The organism is Kordiimonas lipolytica, assembly GCF_042651265.1.
GTDB lineage: Bacteria > Pseudomonadota > Alphaproteobacteria > Sphingomonadales > Kordiimonadaceae > Kordiimonas > Kordiimonas lipolytica.
The window spans coordinates 77,846-99,438 of sequence record NZ_JBHSCR010000014.1 but is presented as its reverse complement, the minus strand read 5'-3'; the positions used below and the strand labels follow the sequence as shown (position 1 = coordinate 99,438).

Below are 21,593 nucleotides of genomic sequence, written 5' to 3'. Positions count from 1 at the left end.
CCCCCAACCGCATCAGTCTGCAACAGCAAGGCGCCCGGAAGCAAGAAGTTGAGTCCGTGCCTTAGCCGACCGTGTAGGAAAGCGTGCGGGAAATATGCGCGAACGGGCGACCGCTCTCCTCCGCCCAGGCGTTAAAGGCCGCCTGCACGGCCCGCATGGCGCCCTTGCCGGTCGGGGCCTTATCGACCACACCTTCCCGAATCAGTGCCGCCACCACGTCTTTAGATAACGCCCAGCCGTCACGCCCCAAAAAGCGCAGGAATATCTGGCCAGTCATACCGCCCAAACGACCACCGCGTGCCTTGAGCATATCCAGCAGGCCGACAAAATCCTCCGCCGGCCAATCGGCGATGCATTTGGCGGCGGAGCCATATTCGTCCTCAAGGTCACACACCAGAATGGCATTGTCTCGCACCGCCAGAATCTTCGGCCCGTTCCGCACGATCCTTGTATCTTTCAACAGGCTATCCAGATCGTCATCGGACATGAATTTCCAGCGCACCGGTACAAAGCCTTCGAAGGCTTCTTCGAACCCCGGCCATTTCTTTTCAATCACTTTCCAACTGAACCCGGCCTGGAACACAGACCTTGTCATGCCCGCCAGAATACGGTCGCTGGGGATGGCGCTGATTTCCGCAGCGGTCTTGATGTCGGGCAGCATGCCTTCCACCACTTCAGCGCCGCCTTTTCTTTCAGCCGCCATCTCGAATATTTCTGCGAAAGTACGCATGGATAACCCCCGTGATCAGTTTGCCTAGAAGGTATAGACCCACCATCATTGCGTCCAGCGCCCTGCTGTTCAAAATTTCGCTATCCGCGCTCTTGAATCAGCAAAAGCATTTCCCATTTTATAAAAGATATACTTTAGAAAAGGGCAGCGATATGGACCTCAACCAAGTCACCCTGGGCGCGATAGATCTCGATGCAAGCATCTCCTTTTATAAAACGCTGGGCCTGCGCCTGATCGTGTTCAGCGAAAATCACTATGCCCGGTTTGAGCTGCCGTCTGGAAACGCCACCTTATCCCTGCACAAGGTAGAAGGCCCCTCCACCAACACGGGGTCAGGCCTGATCTATTTCGAAGTTCCAGATGTGGACGCCGAGGTAACGCGCCTTGAGACAGCTGGCATTGCCTTTGACGCCCAACCGGTGGACCAGCGCTGGCTGTGGCGTGAAGCCTATCTTTCGGACCCTTCGGGCAACCGGCTATGCCTTTATCACGCCGGTGTCAACCGCCGCTACCCGCCTTGGCGTGTGTCTGAGCCAAATAGTCAAGCACCAGATAACTGATCTCATGCGGTAGCGTATCAGCGCGCGCCCCACTCATATTCGAAAGCGCCACCACGGCCAATTTTTCCTCAGGCAGATAAAGAAGCCAGCTTGAGCCCCCGCCTTCATGCCCGACAACAAAGCGCCCGTCTTTGCGGCGCTTGTAGCTGAACCAGCCAAGGCCGTAGAACCTGCTACCAACGCTTTCGAAGTCATAGGCTCGCCACATCTCATCGCGAAGGTTCGGGCTCAGCAGACTGCCGTCCGCGAGGGCCGTCAGGAACTTGACCGAATCCGCCACAGAGACATTCGCGCCAGCTGCCGTAAAATCATCCCCAGCAAAATCGCTATGATGATACGCAAGAGCGCCGTCCTTCCAGACATATATCAGCGGGAAGCGACCGGGGACGATCACATCACTACCGCCATAGGCTGCACTTGCCATGCCGACCGGGACGAAGATGCGCTCGCGCACTACTTGCTGGTAGGGCTTTCCTTCGATTTGCTCGATGATCTGCTGCAGCATTACATAGCCGACAAGGCTGTACGAAAAGGTCTCGCCGGGGCTCGTGTTCAGGGGCTGATTGAGCGACCAGCGAATGCGGTCGTCGGTCGTCATGGCCGCGCGCTCCTCTTCCGGCAGGGCCTTGAAGCGTTCGCTATGATAATAGTCTTCCATCCCGTGACTGTGGCTTAGAAGATGTCTGGGCGTGATGGCTGCCTTGTCTGCCGGCACATCCGGGAACCAGCCACTGATCCGCGCGTCCAGGTCAAGCTTGCCATCCTGAACCAGAAGCATTGCCGTAGTACCCGCAAATATCTTGGAAACAGACGCGATGGGCAGCACGCTGTCGGTGGTCATTGGCACCTGCCGCTCCACGCTTTCCACCCCAAAACCCTTGTCGAAAAGCAGCTTACCATCGTGCACAACGCGGATTGCGAGGCCCGGGATATGTTTTTCAGCCATGGTTCGGGCCGCCAATGCATCGATTGATGCCTCCAGCGTATCGTCCGCAGCCTGCGCGGCCAAGGGCATAAGAGCGGCAAAAGCCACCGCAAATAACTTTAATTTCATGTCTAATCTCCTGCTGTCGTAGCCCGCAAAGCTCTACAGGCGCGCCGGACCTTGCCTGACGGTGCCGGGCGTGCGCCCCCCAGACAAGCAAACTGCGACGGACGAACCATTGGAGCGATAAACAGCCCGATTTTGAGACGAACAGGAGACGAACGGGACATTAAGCTCCGAGGAAGGCTTCTTTCACCTTTTCTGAATAACTGCGTCCCGTGTCTATGCGGGCTCCGTCACGCAGCTGCAGCAGGTAAGCGCCCTTGCTTTTGCCCTCCACGGTCGCGACAGCAGCCTTTGCCACAATATAGGAGCGGTGCACCCGCAGGAACTGGTCCATCGGCAAGGCCTTTTCCATTGCCGTCATGGTCGTACGCTTGAGATAGCTCTCCCCCGCCGCGTGAATTTCGGCATAGTCGCCCGCGGCCTCCACCCAGTCGATCTCCGCAACATCCAGTGTCCGGGCGGTCGTGCCCTTCTGAACCATAATGGTTTGGGGGGCTTCCGTATGCGTGGGCTGGCCAGATGATTGCTTCTCAAGGGTTTCGTGAAAGAAGCACCAGAGCGCAAGCACCATGGCATAATTAAGCGACCCGGCGGTCAGAATGCGGAAATCCATTTCCGCAAAAACGCCGTCAAGCTGCAGAAAGGTTACTGGGTTGATCACCAGCACCGTCGCAAGGCTGGCGCCATAGCAGGCCGCGCCAACAACAAAAACACGCTTTGCCACTTCCCACCTGCGGGTGTGCGCCAACAGCAGCATCAACGGCCAGGCCAGCAAAAGCCCGACGGCAGTCAGATACAGGTTGCGCACCATGGACACATAGGCACCGCCCTGTGTCCACCCGGATAGGAACAGCAGCACCCCTGCCAGAGCCCAGAACCCCAAATGAAAAAGCCAGAACCGACGGGCCAGTTGCGTCATATGTATCCCTTCAGGTCAACCTTATGCACCATAATGCAAATAGCGGCCTACCCCGCAAGAAAGGTTTGCATTGATGGGCTGCTTATATAAAGTGCGGCACCGTAAAAATGTGACTGGGACAAGACAAAGCGGCCAATCTGGCCTAAAATAATCTGATGGCGAACGACTATATAAAAAGCTTTGGGTTCCCCCGCTGGGGTGAGTACGGCCGCGACAAGGACGCGGAGCCCGTTCGCATGTGCGATTATTCCGGCTGCAGCGAAAAAGGCGCACATCCGGCACCCAAATCACCGGGTTCGTCTGAGCGCTGGTATTTCTGCCGCCCGCACGCCGCCGAATATAACCGCAACTGGGATTTCTTCCAGGGCATGAGCGACGAAGAAGCGCAGCGCCATATGAACGATGGCAGCGAAACGTCTGACGCCTTCGCCAGCGCCCGCACCTTCGAATGGGGTGGCGCGATGGATGATGACGGCTTTACGTCGACGGAAAACGCCGCCTATGACGCGCTGGAGCTGGACCCGGGTGCGGGCCAGGATGAACTGAAGAAGCAGTATCGCAAGCTGGCAAAAATCTATCACCCCGACGCCAACCCGGGCGACCCCGCAGCGGCGGAACGCTTCCACCAGATCCAGAGCGCCTACGACCTGCTGCGCGACAAGAGCGCCTGATTCAGTAGATGGTGGAAAGTACTAGGTAGACTAGAACAGCCCCCAGAATATACGCCCCCCAGACCCAGACTACCGCATAGCCAAACTGGCCACCGGCTTTGACTTTGAATTCATCACCCGTTCTTGCAGCCCTTCCACTAATTGTTTTTTCAACCTCGGATGCTGCTTCTTCCGAACCATATTCCCGCCCGCACGACGAGCAGGAAACGGCCATAAATTTGTTTGATTTGAAGTCATACCCAGGCTTTACAAAAGCCCTGCACTCCATATTTTGACATAGAAATCCACCCGACACGTTTGCCCCCAATAATTATTGTCGCTGGCACATTTATACACCATCAAGTGGAATCTTGAAGCCTTCCTTGAAGGTATCGATGGCGACGATGGTTTCAAACCTTCCGATAGACGGGTTGGTGAACAGATACTCGCGGGTGATGCGGTCGAAATCCTTCATATCCTTCACCGTCATGATCAGGATGAAATCGGTCTGCCCGGTGACATAATAGCACTGCTGCACTTCAGGCACCTGAAGCATCTGCTGCTTGAACGTCTCGATCGTCGCCTCCCCGCCACAGGAAAAGGCCACCTGCACAATCAGCGTTGTTCGCCCCCCGAGTGATTTAGGGCACAGGATGGCGACTTCCTTTTTGATCGTACCGTCCTCGCGCAGCTTCTTGATGCGGCGCTGCGTGGCAGCAGGCGACAGGCCGACCTTGTCGGCGATCACTTCGGATGTCTGCCGGCTGTTGTCCTGAAGTTCATTGAGTATCTTGACGTCAAAACCATCTAAATCAGACATATGCGTATTTTTTCCGCGCCCTTAAGTAAAATTATGATGAACTTTATCATCAAAATGCGAATTTTGCGAAGATTAAACGCGCCGCTCACGCCATATTATTCAAAATAAGAAAACCACAGCAAGATGGACAGCAGGATAGAAATATGACCGACAATGTTCAGCCCACACCCGCGCTTGGCGCCATGCCGGTGCCGGCGGTTCCCGTCGTCGGCCTTGTATGTGGCCTGTCAGCAGCCTTCATCTGGGGCACATGGCCGGTCGTGACCTCCATCGGGGTCAATGCCGATGCCCTCACGCCTTTCCAGATTGTGCTTTTGCGCTTTGCTGTGGCGGGGCCTTTGCTTTTGCCCTTTGCCTTCCGCGGCAGGCCCGGCCTCAAGGAATGGGGGCAGGCCTTCGTGATGATGCTGGGGGCGGGCTTCACCTATAGCCTGGTGGTTTCAAGCGCTTTTGAGCATGCACCCGCTGGCCATGGCGGCGTGATCATTCCCGGCACCATGCTGGTAACAAGCCTTATACTGGCGCACATCTGGTTTGGGGAGAAAATCACCCGCACGCGGGCACTGGGCGCTGGGGCCATTCTTATCGGCCTGATCTGCCTTGCATCTGGCGGCATGACGCCGTCGCTGAAGGGTGATCTGTTGTTCATGGCAGGCGGCCTTTTGTGGGCAGGCTATACTTTCTTCGTGCGCCAGTGGCCAACGGACGGCCTTGTCATTGCGGCACGCGTGTCCTTTCTGTCACTCCTCCTGGTGGCGATCGGCTGCGTGTTCGGCTTTGCCGAAGGCATCACCAGCGTCTCGCCTGCAACGCTTCTTACCCAAGGCCTCTGGCAGGGAGTTGTCTCCGCCATTCTGGCGCTGGTGCTGTTCAACAAGGCCGTTGGTTATCTGGGGACCAGCCGGGCCGCAACCCTGAATGCCCTGATCCCTGTGGTGGCGGTGATCCTGTCGTTCCTTGTGCTCGGCGAAGAACCAACGCTGGTCGAACTTCTGGGGCTTGTGGCCATCATCGGCGGCATCGGCATCGCCATGGGGGTGCGCCTTCGCAAAGGAAAAATTTGATGAGCCACCGTGGGCGCGCTTTTGTCAAAGAGTAAACTCGTTCCCGACCGCACCCAATAGCGCAACCGACTGGACACTCGAACAACAAAAATAACAGAACCCCTCCTGAGAAAGCTGAACCTCCCATTCAGGCTTGCCTCAGGCCCTCATTCCCGAGCGTGGCACCTGCCCTGCTCGGGTTTCTTTTTTTCAGAGCGCTGCGCGGTAGCTTTCAAGTGAAGCTTTCTGAACGCCGTCAGAACCGAAATTTTCCGGCGCAAGCCAGGTCCGGAAGGCTGCCCTCAGGGCAGGCCATTCACTGTCCAGCATGGAATACCAGGCACTGTCGCGGTTACGGCCCTTGACCACCATGTCCTGCCGGAAGGTGCCTTCACAAGTGAAGCCGAAGCGCACGGCCGCGCGCATGCTGGCGGCGTTGCCGTCATCGCATTTCCATTCGAACCGGCGATAGGCCAGGTCGTCGAACACATGGGCGGCCATCAGGAAAATGGCTTCGGTGGCGACGCGCGTGCGTTTGAGGCGCTCGCCAAAGGCCACGCAGCCTACCTCGCAACTGCCGAAGGCCTCGCGGAGACGCATATAGCTGGCCATGCCCAACACGTCGCCACACTGTGCGTCGCGGATCACCATGGTGCGCCAACCACCCTGCTGGCGGATGGCTTCAAATGTTTCCTGAAAGGCTGAAGCGCCGTCCTCGAACGGGCCAACGGGCATATAGTCCCATATCGACCGGTTCTCCTCACCAGCGATAGCCCCGTAAAGGCCGTCTCTGTGCTGGTCCCAGTCAAGGGGCTCAAGCACGGCATACCGGCCCTTGAGAACCGCACCGCCCGGTGTTTTACATCCGCCCCAATTCTTCAGGCTTGCTTTTGTCATGCCGTCCATGGCGCTACCTCTTTTGGGGTGGGATTGTTTTGATCGTTTGCGCAAAAGCCTTGTGGGCATGCTTGTCCACCGGCTTTAAAACCCTTTTCTCGCTCGGCTTCTGATGCGCGCACGACACACCTGTTCGCCATTCTGTGGCTGGGCGAACAGGGCGCGACACAAAGCCGCCGCCACAATTGGGACACACATTTTCAAGCACGCTTTCCACGCAGTCAGCGCAGAAGGTGCATTCATACGAGCAGATCATGGCGTCAGTCGCATCTGGCGCCAGATGCTTGTCGCAATGCTCGCAGTTGGGTCTGATATCCAGCATGGCGCACCTACCTGTTGTTCCAGTCGTACCCCGGCATCAAGGGGTGATTAAGCGCTGCCCGCACGCCCTCATGCACGCCCACTGGGCCACGCTGCTGGGTCGTGAGCGGAATATGCCCGGCCCAAACCGGCCAGTCGACATCTTCCGTGTCACCGTCACCGGGGCCGCCATCGCGCACCTTTGCCGCTGCGTCCTCTATTTCCATCACCACAAGGCCCGTGGCCTTGCGCTCCTGATCCGTGACCGGTCGAAGCTGCGGCCAGCGGCCCGGTGCAAGCTGTTCGAAAAACAGCTCCATCTGGCGGTCGAACTCTGCCGTGTCCGTCACCAGTTCGGGACGGCCATAGCAGACCACCGAGCGGTAATTGGCGCTGGTATTGAAGGCCGAGCGCGCCAGCACAAGCCCATCCAGATGGGTGACGCTCACACACACATCTTTGCCGCTTGTGACCTCAACGATCATCCGGCTTTTAGATGCCCCATGCCAATAAAGCCGGTTGCCTTCCCGCCAGTAGCTGGTGGGAATGATCTGCGGCTGGCCACCGACCTCATAGGCCACATGGCAAAGAAAGTGACTGTCGAGGATGCCATATATGGTTTCTTCATCATACCGGGCGCGCTTGTGACCGCGCTTTACCCTGTTTCGCTCGTTTATCGTGAACTCGGCCATTTCTGATCTTTCGCTCTTCTCTCTTCAGGACTGGACATGGCCGCAGCTTGGGATAATATTGATCCCACAAGAAGGTCCAATTTATAATTTTTCAAGGGTCCAATTATGTCCGGTCAAATCAACGCTGGCGCAAACGCCCGCCGCCGCACAGATCGGATGGTGGAAACCCTTCTGACACCCGGCCTGAACCCGGAAAGCGACACACCGCTGAATGAACAGCTGATGCTTCTGCTGCAGGACGCCATCTTGAAAGGCCACCTGCATGCCGGGGACCGCCTGCCCGCCAGCCGCGCCATGGCCACACGCCTTTCGCTTTCCCGCAATACGGTTCTTGCCGCCTATGACCAGCTGATGGCCGAAGGCTATCTTGAAAGCCGGGTTGGCGCGGGCACGTTTGTCAGCAGTGACCTTCCAGACCACTATCTGACGGTTGGCGACAGCCCAAAGGCGCAGACAGACAGGCCATCAGGCCGCGCAAAGAGGCCGCTTTCGGGCATGCCGGCGCTGGACCAGTTCCCCTTCGCCCTTTGGGCGCGAATTGCCGGACGCGTGTGGCGGCATGCCGGCACAAGTGAATTGGAGCACAATGACCCGGCAGGGTACCGACCGCTGAGGGAAGCCATCGCAAGTTACCTGCAAACAGCGCGCGGCGTGCTAGCGGATGCAGACCAGATCATGATCACCACTGGGCTGCAGCAGGGCCTGAAGTTCGTGGCCGAAAGCATCATCCCACATGACCGGACGCTTATCCTGGAAGATCCGGGCTATCCCGGTATCCTGCGGACAGCCGAATCCCTGCCGCACAAGGTTGCTTTTACCCAAGTCGACAATAGCGGCGCCGTGGTGCCCGCCCGGTCCCGTGAGGCACCGGGCATGCTTTTGGTGACGCCCAGCAGGCACTATCCGCTGGGCTCCACCATGCCGGTCAGCCGCCGCCTTGAGCTTCTGGAATGGGCCAGAGAGACAGGCGCCTATATCCTTGAGGACGACTATGACAGCGAGTTCCGCTATGGCGGGCGCCCCGTGCAATCGCTTCAGGGGCTGGATGGCGGCAGACATGTGATTTATGGCGGCAGCTTTTCCAAGTCGCTGTTTCTGTCTCTCAGGATCGGATATTTGGTGCTGCCACCCAGCATGGCTTCACGCGTGATCCGGCACAGGGAACAGACAGAGAGCTTCCCACCGCTCTCAGACCAGATGATCCTGGAGCGTTTCATCGCCGACGGTCACTTCGCCCGCCACCTGAGGCGGCTTCGGTCGATCCACAAGGAACGGCTGCAGTGCTTCTTCGACACGGCGAGCGAATGCCTCGCGCCCTATTTCACGCTATTGCCGACAGATGCAGGACTGCATGTTGTCGGACTTGCCGCCCCCTCCCTTGCCCATATGGACGACCGGAAGCTGGCGGCCGCCGCCCACCGCGCTGGCCTTGGCGCCGTGCCGCTTTCGGCCAGCTACAGCCATGCCAAGCCACAAAAAGGGCTGTTGTTTGGGTTCGCCAACATGGCAGAGGCCGATATGCCCGCAAGGTTGGCACAGTTTGCCCGGGAACTAGATGAAATTACAGGCTTTTAATAGCGCGCCCAGCATAGTAGCTTAGGGCCAAGATCGGTTGAGGCCAGATTGAGTGACGAAGGCGGCCAGCTGTAATTTTCAGCCGCCCGGCGCCGTATCAGGAGGGGATTATGATCCGAAAACATGCCTTGGCTGCTTTTGCCGCCATCATCGGCACGGCGACGGCAGCGTCCGCGTTTCAGGACAGTTGGAGCTTTGGACAGGAGTGGAGCTACAGCGGCAGTACCGGCCCGGATGCATGGTCATCCATTGCACCGGCATGCGGTGCGGGCATGCAGTCCCCGATCGTGATCTCCGGCACCGAACCCGCCGTGATGTACCGGCTGGAGCCTCTTTACAATGTCACCTCAGTCGCCACCCATAATGACGGCAGCACCGTGCGCCAGAATTATGCGCCCGGCAGCATCCTGCGGGTGGGGGCCAAGGTTTTCGTCCTGAAGGAATTCCATTTCCATACACCGGCAGAACACCAGGTTCTGGACCGCACCTTCCCCCTTGAAATTCAGTTCACCCATCAGGCGCTGAGCGGTGAAATGGCCATCGTGTCGGTTCTGGTGAAGGAAGGCGGAACAAACGAAGCGGCGGAAGAACTGCTGCCGCACCTGCCGATTGAAACAGGCCAGGGCGTGAACCTGCCGAATGTGAAAATCAATGCGCGGGACTTCATGCCGCAGGAAAAAGACTATTTCCGCTATATGGGGTCCCTGAGCCATCCGCCATGCACACCGGGCGTAAACTGGTATGTGCTAAAGACACCGATCGAATTCTCCGCGGACCAGATCAAACTGGTTCAGGGCATTGTCGGCACCAACAACCGCCCTGTGCAACCTCGCGACAACCGGATTATCCTCGATGCGCAGTCTCAATAATTCCGGCATCAGTGCTATCGCAAAAGGCGCAGGCTTCGCGCTGTCCCTTCTGCTTGTCGCGGCATGCTCAAGCGCGCCTGTGGGCACCAAGCCTACAGCAGGCGCCAAGCGCGCACCAAAACCGGTGGCCAATGCCCTGTGTGAAGGACGTGCAGCCGACGCTGTCGAAATCCTGAGCGCCGAGCCGCTCGCCAGCCCTGTTGACCAGTTCTTCACAGCGCTCGCGATGGAGAAAAGCGGGCACCCTGTATCCGCCCGCAAACTCTATGCTGGGCTGATGGCAGCAGGGTCCACAGACCCTGTGTATCTGCACTGCGGCACCGAACTTCTTGCGAATGGCACCGTCTCAAGCGAAGCGGCCCGCCGCCTGGCCCTGATCGCACAGAACCTGCGGTCGCTGGATGTCGCCTCCGCGCGCCCGCAACAACTGCATGAAGGCCTGCCGACCCTGGACGGCGGCAGCGCGATCAGTTCCGTCCGTCCTTCAAGCGGATTCAGCAGCTCGCCGATGACCGTTTACAGGCCTCAGTCCACCTCGCCACTTGGGCGCTGGTTCGCGCACCTGGAAAGCTACAAGACATACCAGTCCGCCCAGGGCAACAAGCCGACGCTTGAGGCCAAGTTCCCATCCCTTAAGGGCTATATCGACCAGTGGGAGGTCAATGTTTCGGGCGGCGTTGTGCGCCTGGGCGTGCGGCTGGACAATCGGGATGACGCCCGCCGCCTTTGCCAACAGGTCAAAAGCAACGGCGACTATTGCGCAGTGCTCGACACGTCGCCGTAAGCCTTGGTTTAAGGCCTTGTTTCGCCACCAAAGATTCCGCTAGCCACTGGGGCGCCTTCTTTCTATGATGGCGCCCAAATTGCGCATGGGCTGTCATACTGCGCAAAAAATATAGTAACTCGGGGAGAGGGATTTATGGCTGGAGCAGCACAACACGCTCATTGGTCATCGCGCTGGGCCTTTATCATGGCCGCCGTCGGTAGCGCCGTCGGATTGGGCAATATTTGGAAATTTCCATATGAAGCAGGTGAAGGCGGCGGCGGTGCCTTCGTCATGGTTTACCTGCTGTTTGTATTCTTCATCGGCACACCCATGCTGGTGGCAGAGCTTTCGCTTGGGCGGCGCGGGCAATTGTCACCAATCGGGTCGATGAAAAAGATCGCACAAGACGAAAAGAAAAGTCATTGGTGGAGCCTGATCGGCTGGTCTGGCGTGGTTGGCGCCTTCATCGTGATCAGCTTTTATTCGGTCGTGGGCGGCTGGACACTGGCCTATATGGCCAAAGCGGCCATGGGCACCTTCAGCGGCATTGACGCGGAAACGGCGCAAAACACCTTCGTTGGTTATATCTCTGACCCGGTGAAAACGCTGGTGTCCCACTTTGCCTTCATGGCCATTACCATCTTCATCGTGGCGAAAGGCGTTCAGGGCGGCCTCGAAAAAGCCGTAACCGTGCTGATGCCGGCGCTGTTCGCCATCCTGATCATTCTGGTGATCTATTCCGGCTTCACGGGCGACTTCGCCAAGACCATCGACTTCCTGTTCAACCCGGATTTCGACAAACTGTTGTTCAAGCCGAACACCGCTGAAGCCATCGCAGCCGGCGAACCGGCAACACGCTTCAGCCTGGACACGGTCCTGCAGGCGCTGGGCCAGTCGTTCTTCTCGCTCTCGCTCGCGCTTGGTTCCATCATGACCTATGGTTCGTACCTGACGAAAGACGTGAAGATCGGCAAGTCCGCCGTGACCATTGCGGCAGCAGACAGTGCCGTTGCACTGATGGCTGGTCTCGCGATTTTCCCAATCGTATTCGCATATGGCCTTGATGTTGCCGGTGGCGGCGGCCTGGTGTTCATGAGCCTGCCAATCGCCTTCGGCCAGATGCCTTTCGGGATCGTATTCGGCACACTGTTCTTCGGCCTGTTGGCTGTGGCGGCAGTTACAAGCTCCATCTCGCTTCTGGAGCCACCTGTATCCTATGTCGAGGAGAAAACCGGCTGGAACCGCCGTAAGGTTGCCGTCACCATGGGCGTGGCCGCAGGGCTTCTTGGCGTTCTGTCAGCCTACAGCCAGGGCACAAACCTGCTGTCGGACATCAAGATCAACATGCTTGGGCTTGAGCTGGACATCATGGGCGTGAAAGACTTCCTGACCAACAACATCATGATGCCACTTGGCGGCATGTTCACGGCGCTGTTCGTGGGTTGGTTCGTGACACGCAAGAACATGATGGATGAGCTGGCGCTCAGCGATAAGACCTTCCGCATCTGGTACTTCCTGGTGCGGTTCGTGAGCCCAACGGCCATCGGTATCATCTTCGGCAAGATTATCTTTGACAACTTCATCGCCTAAGACAGATACCAGCAGACACAAAGAAGGCCCCGGAAAATCCGGGGCCTTTTCTTTTGCAGGGTAAGCTGGCGCCATTACCACCTGACATAGACCCTGAAACAAGTTCAGCATCCATTGAACATAACATTGCAATTTGATGGGCTAAACTTAGGCCGCTTCGGCGATGGCCCTTATCCGTTCGACCATGGAAAACAGGCCGTTGGCCCGCATGGGCGACAGGTGCGCCGCAAGGCCAAGCTGGTCCAGGATGCCCTTGGCGTCTGTGGCCAAAATCTCCTCAGCCGTCTTGCCGGAATAGATCAGCAGCATCAAAGCCACCAAGCCCTTGACGATATGGGCGTCGCTGTCACCGCGCAGATGGATACGGCCTTCCGCGTCCACCTCAGGCACCAGCCACACCTGGCTCTGACAACCGCGCACTTTATAGTCATCCGTCATCTCGCTCTCGTCGAGCGGCGGTAACTTGCGCCCCAGGTCGATCACATAGCGGTAGCGGTCTTCCCAATCATCGAGAAACTCGAATGTGTCCAAAATTTCAGCGATCGTCGTATTTTCAAGAGACATCATCTTTATCCAAACACCAGCGCCTTGACAGTCGGGCCAAACGCCCGACTTAATGCTTACCTAACGACAGTGTGTCTATCGGATTGGCCCCTCAAGTTAAAGGCCTAAAGCTGAAAAAGGGCATGCGACACAAGCGAGGGGAAGCGCACATGTCACCAAACCAAGACGGCTATCCACGCCCGGCCTATGCCTGGTACATGGTAGCGCTGCTGCTGGTTATCTATACCTTTTCCTTCATCGACCGCCAGATTCTCGGGCTTTTGGGCCCAGCCATCAAGGCGGATTTTGGCATCTCGGATACCCAGTTTGGCCTCCTGACAGGCTTTGCCTTCGCGGTTTTCTACACCGTCTTCGGCCTCTTTTGCGCCCGTATTGCCGACAGCAAAAGCCGGCGCGGCTTGATAGCCGTCGGCCTGTTTCTCTGGAGCCTGATGACAGCGGCATCGTCGCTGGCCAGCAATTTCATTTCGCTGTTCCTGCTGCGTATGGGTGTGGGGATTGGCGAGGCAACGCTGGCCCCAGCCGCCAATTCCATTCTTGCAGACAGCTTTCCCAAAAAACGCCTGGCCACCGCACTCAGCGTCTATTCCATGGGCATTCCGGTAGGCTCAGCTCTGGCCTTCATTGTGGGGGGAGCGGCGATAGACCTGGCAGAACGCCTGCCGGATGTGGAAATCCCCGGCGTTGGCCTGATGGGCAGCTGGCAAAAAGCCTTCCTCATGGTTGGGCTGCCCGGCATCCTGTTGACGTTTCTTATGCTGACGGTCAAGGAACCCAGTAGAAAAGGTGTGTCTCAAAGTGGGGCCAGTATACCGGTAAAAGAGGTCGTGAAGCATGTGAAAGACCGTTTCAGAGCCTATGCCGGCATCTGCCTCGGTGTTTCCTGTGTGGCGGCGCTTGGTTTCGGCACACTCAGTTTCCTGGCCTTTTTCTTTCACCGCTACCACGGCCTGGCACCCGGTGAAGTGGGCAAAATTTTTGGTACAATTTCGCTGCTCACAGGGCCGGCTGGTCTTTTGCTCGGCGGCTTTCTTGCGGACTATTGGCTGGGCCAAGGCAAGAAAGATGCCCACATCCGGGCGCTTCTGGTTGCCCCCATTGGCTACTTGGTGCCCAGCCTGATACTACCCTTTATCGCAGACACCACAACGGCATGGTGGGTTCTCGGCATTTCAAACCTGTTTATCAATCTGCCGTCAGGCATCGCCTTCGCCTCGCTGCAGATCATCACGCCAAATCAGATGCGTGGTCAGATAATCGCGATGTATGTGCTGTGTACCAGCATCATCGGCTATGGTGCCGGCCCCTTGCTGATAGGCGCCTTCACCGACCATCTATTTGGTGATGAAATGATGCTGAACTATTCGCTGGCGACAGTGGCCGCGATTACGACGCCAGCCTGCATTGCCCTTTTGCTCTGGGGTCGCAAGGCCTACGCGAAGGCGCTTGAGGAAGAAGAAGCCCGCCTTAACGCCCAGCACTCTTAGGATGCTGCACTTCTGTTAGCGGACCTCGGTCTGCGCGTCGCCCTCGGCGCGCCTTTCGGGCCGCGTCCTTTGCCTGAGAACCAGCCGGCTGGCCTCTGTCGGGGCAACACGGAAAACAGGTTTGTGTTGGTACACCAGTTCCTGATAGTGGCGGTCTGCCGCCAGCATGTGGGGGTTCATCTCACTCGTGATCGCAGGTGATGTGGCGTTCAGCCCAAGGGCCAAACCAATAACGGCTACACTCATGTCACTCACTATCCTTGCTGTCTGCCGCGGCTCTTATGAGCGAGCTCTTCGGCTGTCGTCGGCGCCTTTTAGGCGCTCTTTGTTACCATCAGGTTAAACCATCCGGCTTATGAAAAAAGGGGCAGGTCCGATCAGCACCTGCCCGTTGTCGCAACACTTCTCTCGGGAGAAAGGGAAAGCTCTCCAGGAAGGGAAGGCTCCGACATATAGTCCCTTGAAAGTCTAGTCTTCGAGAGCCTTCAGTTCCCGCTCCAGTCGGAAGCGTTTGCTGGTCATATAGGCCTCCATCTCGGACGTGCGGCGTTCGATGTCCCGGAACCGGCGGCGCAGCTCAGCGGCCGTATAGTCCGGGCTCTTGCGCGTCTGCTTCCAGAATTCTTCTTCCTTTTCGTCCTCATAAAGGCCTTCGGGCTTTGGGTCCAGCGCCATCCCCAGGATGAAATAGCCGATCAGAAGCCACGGGAACGTAAAGAGGATGCCGAAGAAAGCCAGAAAACGCACCACGCCAACTTTGATGTCGAAGTAATCTGCGATGCCGGCACACACACCCATAACACGACCATGGACTGGGTCTTTGTAAAGTTTGGTCGGGCGGTTGTTAAAATTTGTCATGGTGACGGCTCCTCCAGTCTGGCACTTCGTCATCCATGATGCGTTCCATGGTGCGAAGGCGGTCTTCCAGGCGGTCGGCGGCGGTGCGCAGGTCGCCCAGCGATGCTTCATCTTCGGCGGTGATGCCATTCATCTGCTTCCATTTGGTGATGTAGTGGAAGATGATCCAGAGCGGGATCACGACGACTACGAGCAGGATTGGTATGGCTTCGTCCATTTTAGTTCCCCTATGTCTTTATTGTTGTTGGGCGCCGATTATTTCGACGCCGATTTTTTTGCAGGAGCTTTCTTCGTTTCACCCGAAGCTTTTGCCTTCAGAGCTGCCAGCTCTTGTTCGATCTCATCGTTGCTCTCAAGCTCCTTGAAGGCGTCCTCAAGGTTTTCGCCGCGACCAATGGCCATTGCTTCGGCTTCACCTTCAAGGCGGTCAAGGCGGGCGTCGACTTTGTCAAACCGGTCGAATGCATCCTGGATGCGGTTGTCATACAGATTCTTGCGGACACGCACCTGGTTCGACGCTGACTTGTGGCGGGCCTGCATGCTTGCCTTCTTGGCGCGGGCCTCGCGAAGCTTGGCTTCCAGCTTGATAACATCTTCCTCGTTGCGGCCAAGCGCTTCAGAGAGATGCTTCATCTCTTCTTCAAGATGGGCCAGCATTTCGGCAACCTTGGATTTTTCAATCAGCGCGCCTTTCGCCAGGTCGTCACGGCCTTTGGAGATGGCCAGCTCGGCTTTCTTCTCCCAGTCGCCCTGCGCCTGCTTCACCTTCTTGATGCGGCGCTCCAGGTCTTTCTGGTCGGCGATTGTCTTGGCAGCGGAAGAGCGCACTTCAACAAGCGTGTCTTCCATTTCCTGGATCACCATACGGATGATTTTTTCAGGATCTTCCGCTTTGTCCAGAATGGCATTGATATTGGAGTTAATGATGTCAGTCAGGCGTGAAAAGATACCCATTTTGTACTTCCTTTCGTATGTCCTCGCTACGTGTCCCGGGCTTTTGCCATTTTTTGGGACATGCCCCCGATCCTCGCTTTTTATTATTCTCGGGGGCGGTGTTAGTCGCGGCCCCGGCATCCCTCTTCTCGGGGTTAAGCCGGGGCCAGGATGAACTAGTTGAGACGACGTTGACGTTCCATGCGGCGCATGCGGCGGCTTATTTCTGGCAGGCGGCCATCTGTGTGGCGCGCGAGCTCAACCCCTGCAATTACCCCAACAGCATCCATCCCCTCGCGTCGTGTCCCGGGCGTTACCGGCATCATGTGGAGCATCTTGGTCATCTTCGTCGTCCTCTAGTTCTTGTTCGCTGTCTTGTGTTTGTTTTTTCGTGTCAGTCTTTTTTGTCGCTGACATTTCCCTTGTTTGCAGGGGGTGTGCCAGTTTTTGAAAATTTCTTAACCCATTGTTTTAAATGGATAAAAAATTTAACCTCTTGAATAACTGATATTCATGATAAAAATAATTACCAATATTTAGTATTTTTCACCTATTATTAGCACATGGTTAAAAAACAAGAACAAATCATCGGCGACAGCCCGGCTTTCCTGGACATGATGGACCAAATCAGCAGGGCAGCCCCCCTTGACCGGCCGATGCTGGTGATCGGCGAACGCGGCACGGGCAAGGAACTGATCGCCTGGCGTCTGCACTATTTGTCGAACCGCTGGAACAGGGTCTTCCAGAAGATGAACTGCGCGGCTTTGGCCGAAACACTTCTGGAAAGCGAGCTGTTCGGGTACGAGCCCGGCGCCTTCACAGGTGCCAGGAACCGCCGCGCGGGGCGGTTTGAAGCGGCAGACGAAGGCAGCCTGTTCCTTGATGAGATCGGCACCATGAGCATGGCGGCGCAGGAAAAGCTCCTGCGCGTCATTGAATATGGCGAGTTCGAGCGCGTCGGCGGCACCGACACCATCAATGTGGACGTGCGCGTGATTGGCGCCACAAACATCGATCTGCCAGCGGCCGCGGATGCCGGTGAATTTCGCCATGACCTTCTGGACCGGCTGGCGTTTGACGTTATTACCGTGCCACCACTTCGGGAACGCAAGGAAGACATCATGCTGCTGGCCGAACATTTCGGCATGGCCATGGCGCGTGAACTTGAATGGTTGGTGTTCCCCGGCTTTTCAAAGAAGGCCACGGCCCAGATGATGGACTATCACTGGCCGGGCAACATCCGGGAACTCAAGAATGTGGTGGAGCGCGCTATCTACCGCGCGTGGGACGGCGAACAGCCGGTATGCGATATTGTCTTCGATCCGTTCGAAAGCCCTTTCCGTCCGCCTGCTAAGACCAACCGCAAACAGCCTGCCGCCCCCGCTACGCCCATGCCCCAAGCAACACCCGCAGGCTCTGCCCTGCCGGACGGCCCGTTTGATCTCAAGGAAGAAGCTGCATCGTTCGAACGAAAACTATACAGGCATGCGCTTGAAGAAAGCCGCTTCAATCAACGCGCGGCGGCCAAGCATGTTGGGCTGACCTATGACCAGTTCCGCCACGGCCTGAAGAAGCACGACCTGCTTTGAGAGAGCTGTGAATTTACCGTGATCCCTGCGATCACATCTTGACCATGAATTGCCCCGCGCCCATAGTGCCGCCCATGTCAGAGCATCTCATGATCAAAAAACGCCAGAAACGGCGCAGGGCCGGAGCACTGGACCTACGCCTCAAACATCTGTTCGGGCTTATCCTTTTGAGCCTCGTGGCTTATGGCGCTTTCCGTTTTTGGGTTGGCAATCCCATGGAAAGCCTGTGCGGCGACGACTGTGAAAGCATGTACAGCCTAGTGGGGTGGATTCTCGGGTTCGCCATCATGCTTGGCACAGTCATTCTGGCGGGTGCGGTCATTGGGGTGGTGGTCGCTCTGGTGCGCAGGCGCTCTGGCGCCAGCTCCATGGATTTTGCATCCAAATTTGATGCCAGCGCCAGCCAGCCTCTGAAAGAAGACGAGACGAAAGAACAAGGCTAAGCTCTATGTCCGCTCTCTCGCGACAGCGCCCTTACCGCCTGCCCATCCCTATTCTGGTAAGGTGACCATTTCTTCGATTTGACAGGTACCGCCTCGGCATCTGAGCCGCCACCAATGTCGGCCCCCCTTCTCTCGGCGCGGGCAAGCAGCTTTTCGCCAATTACAGAACTGAGCACAATGAAGGCCAGCAGGTCATGGAAATAGTCAAAGGTGGCGATATTCACCGTCAGGCCACCGGCGGCGTAGCCCACCATCGACAACTGGCACGCGGCGCACAGGTCCCCCAGCCACCGAGTCTCCTCATGCGCTCTGTAACGCTTCGCCGCCGTGCCGCCCGCATACCACCCGGTGAACAATATTGTCAGCCATAGCACAAGCCCTGTGTAGCCATGCTCTGCCAGCACTTCGAAATAAATGGAGTGCGGCGCCCTGGCCTTCTCGCCAGGCGACATATACAGTTCCCGCGCACGCGGCACATAGAAGACATCAAATCCACCACCTTCGATCGGGTTGTCATCCGCCAGGTTAGAGGAGAATTTCCACATCACCACACGCCCGCGGAAACTGTCGTCTTCCGTGGTTTTTTCACTACTCTCGATACGGTTTTTCCAACTGTCCGGGGCAAAGTAATAGCCCCCCACCGCCAATGCGGCCATGACGAATAGCGCGGTAAATTTCCGCCGGGTTTTCATCAGCATCATGAAGGATACAGCCGCCAAGGCGGCAAAGCCCCCGCGGGACTGTGTCCCCACCACCGATATGGCGAAACACAGCGCCAGTCCAAGCGCCGGCCATTTAAGGTAGGGTTTTGGCGGGTGCTGGAAGAAATAGATCGCCAGCGGCAGGGACATGGCCATGGCAACCGCAAGCTGGTTGTTGTCCCCCATCATGCCGCCGGCACCCTGCACCCGACCGCCGCCGCCTGTTGCAATGGTATAGAGACCACCCTTCACACCAATGTAGGCCATCGACATCATCAGAACAAATAGAATGCCTTTGAGCCGATTGGGCGTCTGCATGGTTATTATGGCCACGAACGTGAACAAGAGCACCTTGAACAAATGGACGAATTTCTCCATCGCATTGCCCGGGTCGAACGCCATGATGGTGGTCAGGATGATCCAGACCAGATAGGTCATTAGGATGACGACAATGGGATGCCCGGGAATCTTTTTTCTGGTGCCGTCCATCACCAGGCCCGCCAGGGTCACCAGCGCGACGTAATCCAGAAAACCGAAACTCGCGGCAAAGCCATAGGTATAGGCGTGGGGGTTCATGTGCGACAGCCAAAACCACAGCAAAACACCAACAACAGGACGAAAAAAGGCGAAAGGCAACCAGCCTAGAACAATCAATGCAACAATCGCGTCACGCACAGCCCGAACCTTCCACAGCCCCCCGCCTTCCCGGGTGGGATTGCCCTGCATTGTGGCCTGTCAGCATGCCGGGCGCAAGGGTGGACTAACCCTTTCTCTTGACACTCCTTTTTGCAGCCATAGCATGATGGTCTCAGATCAGGAGATGCACCATGCGCCCCATCAGACTATTTGCCACCCTTTTTGCCCTTGTTGGCACTGCCGCAGCAGGTGTGTTCGCGCAGGATACAACAAATGCACCCGCCGCCACGCCTGTCGCCGACATGGTCATCTGGGGCGGCCCCATCTACACCGCAGATGACGCCAACCCCACGGCTGAAGCCGTTGCCATCAAGGGCGGTGTCTTCATCCATGTCGGCACCCGGCTTGAAGCGGAGGCCCTTGTGGGGGACACTACCACTGTGCTGTCGCTCGACGGCGCAGCCCTTTATCCGGGCTTCGTGGATGCCCACGCACACCTGCACGGCATCGGCGAACGCGAACTGACGCTGAACCTGGAAGGTATTGATTCTCTCGAAGCCGTGAAAAAGACGGTTGCCGACTGGCGGGCGAAAGAACAACCAAGCGTGCTCGTGGGACGCGGCTGGATTGAAACCCACTGGCCGGAAAAACGCTTCCCAACACGCTGGGACATCGACGAAGTGGTCGGCGACATTCCGGTGATCCTGACCCGGGCTGACGGCCATGCCGTTGTTGCCAACTCGAAAGCGCTTGAGATGGCGGGTGTTACAGGTGAGACCGAAGCCCCTTATGGCGGCGAGATCATCAAAAACGCTCTTGGGGAACCCACAGGCATGCTGGTCGATGCTGCCATGCCGCTGGTTTACGGCCTTGTTCCCGCCCCCACCCAAGCAGACGTTGACCGTGCGCTGGTGACCGGTGCGAACGTCTATGCCCAGTATGGCTGGACCGGGCTTCACAATATGTCCGTGCCCATGACACGAGTGGAAGCACTTGAGCGCCTCGCGGACGCTGGCGATGTGAAAATCCGTGTTTATAACGCCATTGAGCCAGAGGATGCCCCAAGCCTGTTCGCCTCCGGCATGCGCCAGAATGCGGACGGCCGCATCGTCACCCGCACCATCAAGCTTTACATGGACGGGGCGCTTGGCTCCCGCGGGGCGGCGCTCCTCGAGCCATACAGCGACGCCGCGTCTTCCGGCCTTCTCTTGACTACCAAGGACGAAACCATGCCGCTTCTGCGCCAAGCGCTCGGCTCTGGTATCCAGATCGCCATGCATGCCATCGGGGACCGCGGCAATCGCCTGGTGCTCAATTGGTTTGAAGAAGCCTTTGAGGATGTGGCTGTGCCAGAGCGCGCCATTGCAGACCCGCGCTGGCGCGACGAGCATACCCAGATCGTGACCCCGGAGGACCTGCCGCGCTATGCTGAACTTGGCGTGATTGCGTCCATGCAGCCAAGCCATGCGATCGGCGACCTGCATTTCGCACCGGACCGGTTGGGTGACGACCGGCTCGTGGGCGCATATGCCTGGTCAAGCCTCATTGCAAGCGGCGCCGTGGTTGCCGGCGGGTCAGACGCGCCTGTTGAACGCGGCGATCCGATGATTGAATTTTACGCTGCTGTTCACCGCCATGACCTGAAGGGTTTCCAGGGTGAAAACTGGCACGCGGAAGAAGCGGTCACCCGCACTGAAGCGCTGAAGATGTTTACCCTGTGGCCTGCCTATGCCGCTTTTGCTGAAGACCGGCTCGGCAGCATCACCGTGGGCAAGGATGCGGACCTTACGGCCTTCGACCGCGATATCATGACGGCAACCCCGGCGGATATCCCGAAAACCAAGGCCATCCTGACTGTGGTGAAGGGCGACGTCGCCTATATGGCGGAATAAAGACCTATCGAAAGACGAGAAAAAGGCG

The 21,593-nt window shown here is 57.5% G+C and carries 26 protein-coding genes; 11 read left to right on the top strand and 15 right to left on the bottom strand.

The window, feature by feature from the left end; genetic code table 11:
- Positions 1–61: 61 nt before the first annotated feature.
- Positions 62–730 (bottom strand): DNA-3-methyladenine glycosylase I, encoded by a 669-nt coding sequence (locus ACFO5Q_RS12990; protein ID WP_068143294.1) that lies wholly within the window; start codon positions 728–730, stop codon positions 62–64.
- Between the two features lie 152 nt (positions 731–882).
- Between ACFO5Q_RS12990 and ACFO5Q_RS12985 the strand changes: the two genes are divergently transcribed.
- Positions 883–1,290 (top strand): VOC family protein, encoded by a 408-nt coding sequence (locus ACFO5Q_RS12985; RefSeq protein WP_068143292.1) that lies wholly within the window; start codon positions 883–885, stop codon positions 1,288–1,290.
- Here ACFO5Q_RS12985 and ACFO5Q_RS12980 read toward each other — a convergent pair.
- Together ACFO5Q_RS12980 and ACFO5Q_RS12975 are read right to left on the bottom strand one after the other, a co-directional pair.
- Entirely contained in the window at positions 1,229–2,344 is a 1,116-nt protein-coding gene (locus ACFO5Q_RS12980; protein WP_068143290.1) for a serine hydrolase domain-containing protein, read from the bottom strand. The genes ACFO5Q_RS12985 and ACFO5Q_RS12980 overlap by 62 nt on opposite strands.
- Positions 2,345–2,504: 160 nt before the next feature.
- The gene (locus tag ACFO5Q_RS12975; RefSeq protein ID WP_068143288.1) at positions 2,505–3,260 is read right to left on the bottom strand and encodes a LytR/AlgR family response regulator transcription factor; all 756 of its coding nucleotides are present in this window, start codon (positions 3,258–3,260) and stop codon (positions 2,505–2,507) included.
- Positions 3,261–3,415: 155 nt separating this feature from the next.
- On the opposite strand from ACFO5Q_RS12975, the gene ACFO5Q_RS12970 reads away from it, so the two are divergent.
- Positions 3,416–3,931: a J domain-containing protein gene (locus ACFO5Q_RS12970; RefSeq protein ID WP_068143286.1), complete on the top strand. Its 516-nt coding sequence runs from the start codon at positions 3,416–3,418 to the stop codon at positions 3,929–3,931.
- Position 3,932: 1 nt separating this feature from the next.
- Here ACFO5Q_RS12970 and ACFO5Q_RS12965 read toward each other — a convergent pair whose 3' ends face one another.
- Both ACFO5Q_RS12965 and ACFO5Q_RS12960 read right to left on the bottom strand, forming a co-directional pair.
- On the bottom strand, positions 3,933–4,226 hold the full coding sequence (locus ACFO5Q_RS12965) for a hypothetical protein (RefSeq protein WP_156431837.1): 294 nt from the start codon (positions 4,224–4,226) through the stop codon (positions 3,933–3,935).
- A gap of 33 nt (positions 4,227–4,259) precedes the next feature.
- The gene (locus ACFO5Q_RS12960; RefSeq protein WP_068143283.1) at positions 4,260–4,730 is read right to left on the bottom strand and encodes an Lrp/AsnC family transcriptional regulator; all 471 of its coding nucleotides are present in this window, start codon (positions 4,728–4,730) and stop codon (positions 4,260–4,262) included.
- A gap of 143 nt (positions 4,731–4,873) precedes the next feature.
- Between ACFO5Q_RS12960 and ACFO5Q_RS12955 the strand changes: the two genes are divergently transcribed.
- Entirely contained in the window at positions 4,874–5,794 is a 921-nt protein-coding gene (locus ACFO5Q_RS12955; protein ID WP_068143281.1) for a DMT family transporter, read from the top strand.
- A gap of 189 nt (positions 5,795–5,983) precedes the next feature.
- Here ACFO5Q_RS12955 and ACFO5Q_RS12950 read toward each other — a convergent pair whose 3' ends face one another.
- Genes ACFO5Q_RS12950 through ACFO5Q_RS12940 form a run of 3 tightly spaced genes read right to left on the bottom strand, consistent with a single transcriptional unit; the run spans position 5,984 to position 7,662 of the window.
- Complete coding sequence (locus tag ACFO5Q_RS12950; protein ID WP_231727044.1) at positions 5,984–6,679, bottom strand: GNAT family N-acetyltransferase; 696 nt, start codon at positions 6,677–6,679, stop codon at positions 5,984–5,986.
- A 4-nt stretch (positions 6,680–6,683) separates the two neighbouring features.
- On the bottom strand, positions 6,684–6,992 hold the full coding sequence (locus ACFO5Q_RS12945; RefSeq protein WP_068143279.1) for a DUF1272 domain-containing protein: 309 nt from the start codon (positions 6,990–6,992) through the stop codon (positions 6,684–6,686).
- Between the two features lie 7 nt (positions 6,993–6,999).
- A complete protein-coding gene (locus ACFO5Q_RS12940) occupies positions 7,000–7,662 on the bottom strand; it encodes a pyridoxamine 5'-phosphate oxidase family protein (protein ID WP_068143277.1) in 663 nt (220 codons plus the stop codon).
- A 105-nt stretch (positions 7,663–7,767) separates the two neighbouring features.
- Between ACFO5Q_RS12940 and pdxR the strand changes: the two genes are divergently transcribed.
- The 4 genes from pdxR (at position 7,768) to ACFO5Q_RS12920 (ending at position 12,462) form a co-directional block, all read left to right on the top strand.
- Entirely contained in the window at positions 7,768–9,237 is a 1,470-nt protein-coding gene (pdxR, locus tag ACFO5Q_RS12935) for a MocR-like pyridoxine biosynthesis transcription factor PdxR (RefSeq protein ID WP_068143275.1), read from the top strand.
- A 110-nt stretch (positions 9,238–9,347) separates the two neighbouring features.
- Positions 9,348–10,106 carry a carbonic anhydrase gene (locus tag ACFO5Q_RS12930; RefSeq protein WP_068143272.1) on the top strand — a complete coding sequence of 253 codons (759 nt, stop codon included), beginning with the start codon at positions 9,348–9,350 and terminating at the stop codon, positions 10,104–10,106.
- Positions 10,090–10,890: a hypothetical protein gene (locus tag ACFO5Q_RS12925; RefSeq protein ID WP_068143271.1), complete on the top strand. Its 801-nt coding sequence runs from the start codon at positions 10,090–10,092 to the stop codon at positions 10,888–10,890. Before ACFO5Q_RS12930 ends, ACFO5Q_RS12925 begins: the two co-directional genes overlap by 17 nt.
- Before the next feature lie 135 nt (positions 10,891–11,025).
- Positions 11,026–12,462, top strand: a complete 1,437-nt coding sequence (locus tag ACFO5Q_RS12920) for a sodium-dependent transporter (RefSeq protein ID WP_082719635.1) — start codon at positions 11,026–11,028, stop codon at positions 12,460–12,462.
- A gap of 147 nt (positions 12,463–12,609) precedes the next feature.
- Here the strand turns inward: ACFO5Q_RS12920 and ACFO5Q_RS12915 are convergent, their stop codons facing one another.
- Complete coding sequence (locus tag ACFO5Q_RS12915; protein ID WP_068144050.1) at positions 12,610–13,026, bottom strand: SufE family protein; 417 nt, start codon at positions 13,024–13,026, stop codon at positions 12,610–12,612.
- Between the two features lie 149 nt (positions 13,027–13,175).
- On the opposite strand from ACFO5Q_RS12915, the gene ACFO5Q_RS12910 reads away from it, so the two are divergent.
- On the top strand, positions 13,176–14,513 hold the full coding sequence (locus ACFO5Q_RS12910) for a spinster family MFS transporter (protein ID WP_068143267.1): 1,338 nt from the start codon (positions 13,176–13,178) through the stop codon (positions 14,511–14,513).
- A 15-nt stretch (positions 14,514–14,528) separates the two neighbouring features.
- Here the strand turns inward: ACFO5Q_RS12910 and ACFO5Q_RS12905 are convergent, their stop codons facing one another.
- From ACFO5Q_RS12905 to ACFO5Q_RS12885, 5 genes are all read right to left on the bottom strand, one after another.
- Positions 14,529–14,759 carry a hypothetical protein gene (locus tag ACFO5Q_RS12905; protein ID WP_068143265.1) on the bottom strand — a complete coding sequence of 77 codons (231 nt, stop codon included), beginning with the start codon at positions 14,757–14,759 and terminating at the stop codon, positions 14,529–14,531.
- A 222-nt stretch (positions 14,760–14,981) separates the two neighbouring features.
- On the bottom strand, positions 14,982–15,371 hold the full coding sequence (pspC, locus tag ACFO5Q_RS12900; protein ID WP_068143263.1) for an envelope stress response membrane protein PspC: 390 nt from the start codon (positions 15,369–15,371) through the stop codon (positions 14,982–14,984).
- Positions 15,358–15,588 carry an envelope stress response membrane protein PspB gene (pspB, locus tag ACFO5Q_RS12895; protein ID WP_068143261.1) on the bottom strand — a complete coding sequence of 77 codons (231 nt, stop codon included), beginning with the start codon at positions 15,586–15,588 and terminating at the stop codon, positions 15,358–15,360. The genes pspC and pspB overlap by 14 nt, the downstream gene beginning before the upstream one ends.
- A 38-nt stretch (positions 15,589–15,626) precedes the next feature.
- The gene (gene pspA / locus ACFO5Q_RS12890) at positions 15,627–16,325 is read right to left on the bottom strand and encodes a phage shock protein PspA (protein ID WP_068143259.1); all 699 of its coding nucleotides are present in this window, start codon (positions 16,323–16,325) and stop codon (positions 15,627–15,629) included.
- A gap of 155 nt (positions 16,326–16,480) precedes the next feature.
- Entirely contained in the window at positions 16,481–16,648 is a 168-nt protein-coding gene (locus ACFO5Q_RS12885) for a hypothetical protein (protein WP_156431836.1), read from the bottom strand.
- A gap of 219 nt (positions 16,649–16,867) precedes the next feature.
- On the opposite strand from ACFO5Q_RS12885, the gene pspF reads away from it, so the two are divergent.
- On the top strand, positions 16,868–17,893 hold the full coding sequence (pspF, locus tag ACFO5Q_RS12880) for a phage shock protein operon transcriptional activator (protein ID WP_068143257.1): 1,026 nt from the start codon (positions 16,868–16,870) through the stop codon (positions 17,891–17,893).
- A gap of 89 nt (positions 17,894–17,982) precedes the next feature.
- A complete protein-coding gene (locus ACFO5Q_RS12875; protein WP_068143256.1) occupies positions 17,983–18,336 on the top strand; it encodes a hypothetical protein in 354 nt (117 codons plus the stop codon).
- Here the strand turns inward: ACFO5Q_RS12875 and ACFO5Q_RS12870 are convergent.
- Positions 18,333–19,763, bottom strand: a complete 1,431-nt coding sequence (locus tag ACFO5Q_RS12870; RefSeq protein WP_068143254.1) for a putative O-glycosylation ligase, exosortase A system-associated — start codon at positions 19,761–19,763, stop codon at positions 18,333–18,335. The two genes, ACFO5Q_RS12875 and ACFO5Q_RS12870, sit on opposite strands and share 4 nt — an antisense overlap.
- A gap of 101 nt (positions 19,764–19,864) precedes the next feature.
- Between ACFO5Q_RS12870 and ACFO5Q_RS12865 the strand changes: the two genes are divergently transcribed.
- The gene (locus ACFO5Q_RS12865) at positions 19,865–21,565 is read left to right on the top strand and encodes an amidohydrolase (protein ID WP_068143252.1); all 1,701 of its coding nucleotides are present in this window, start codon (positions 19,865–19,867) and stop codon (positions 21,563–21,565) included.
- Positions 21,566–21,593: the final 28 nt, after the last annotated feature.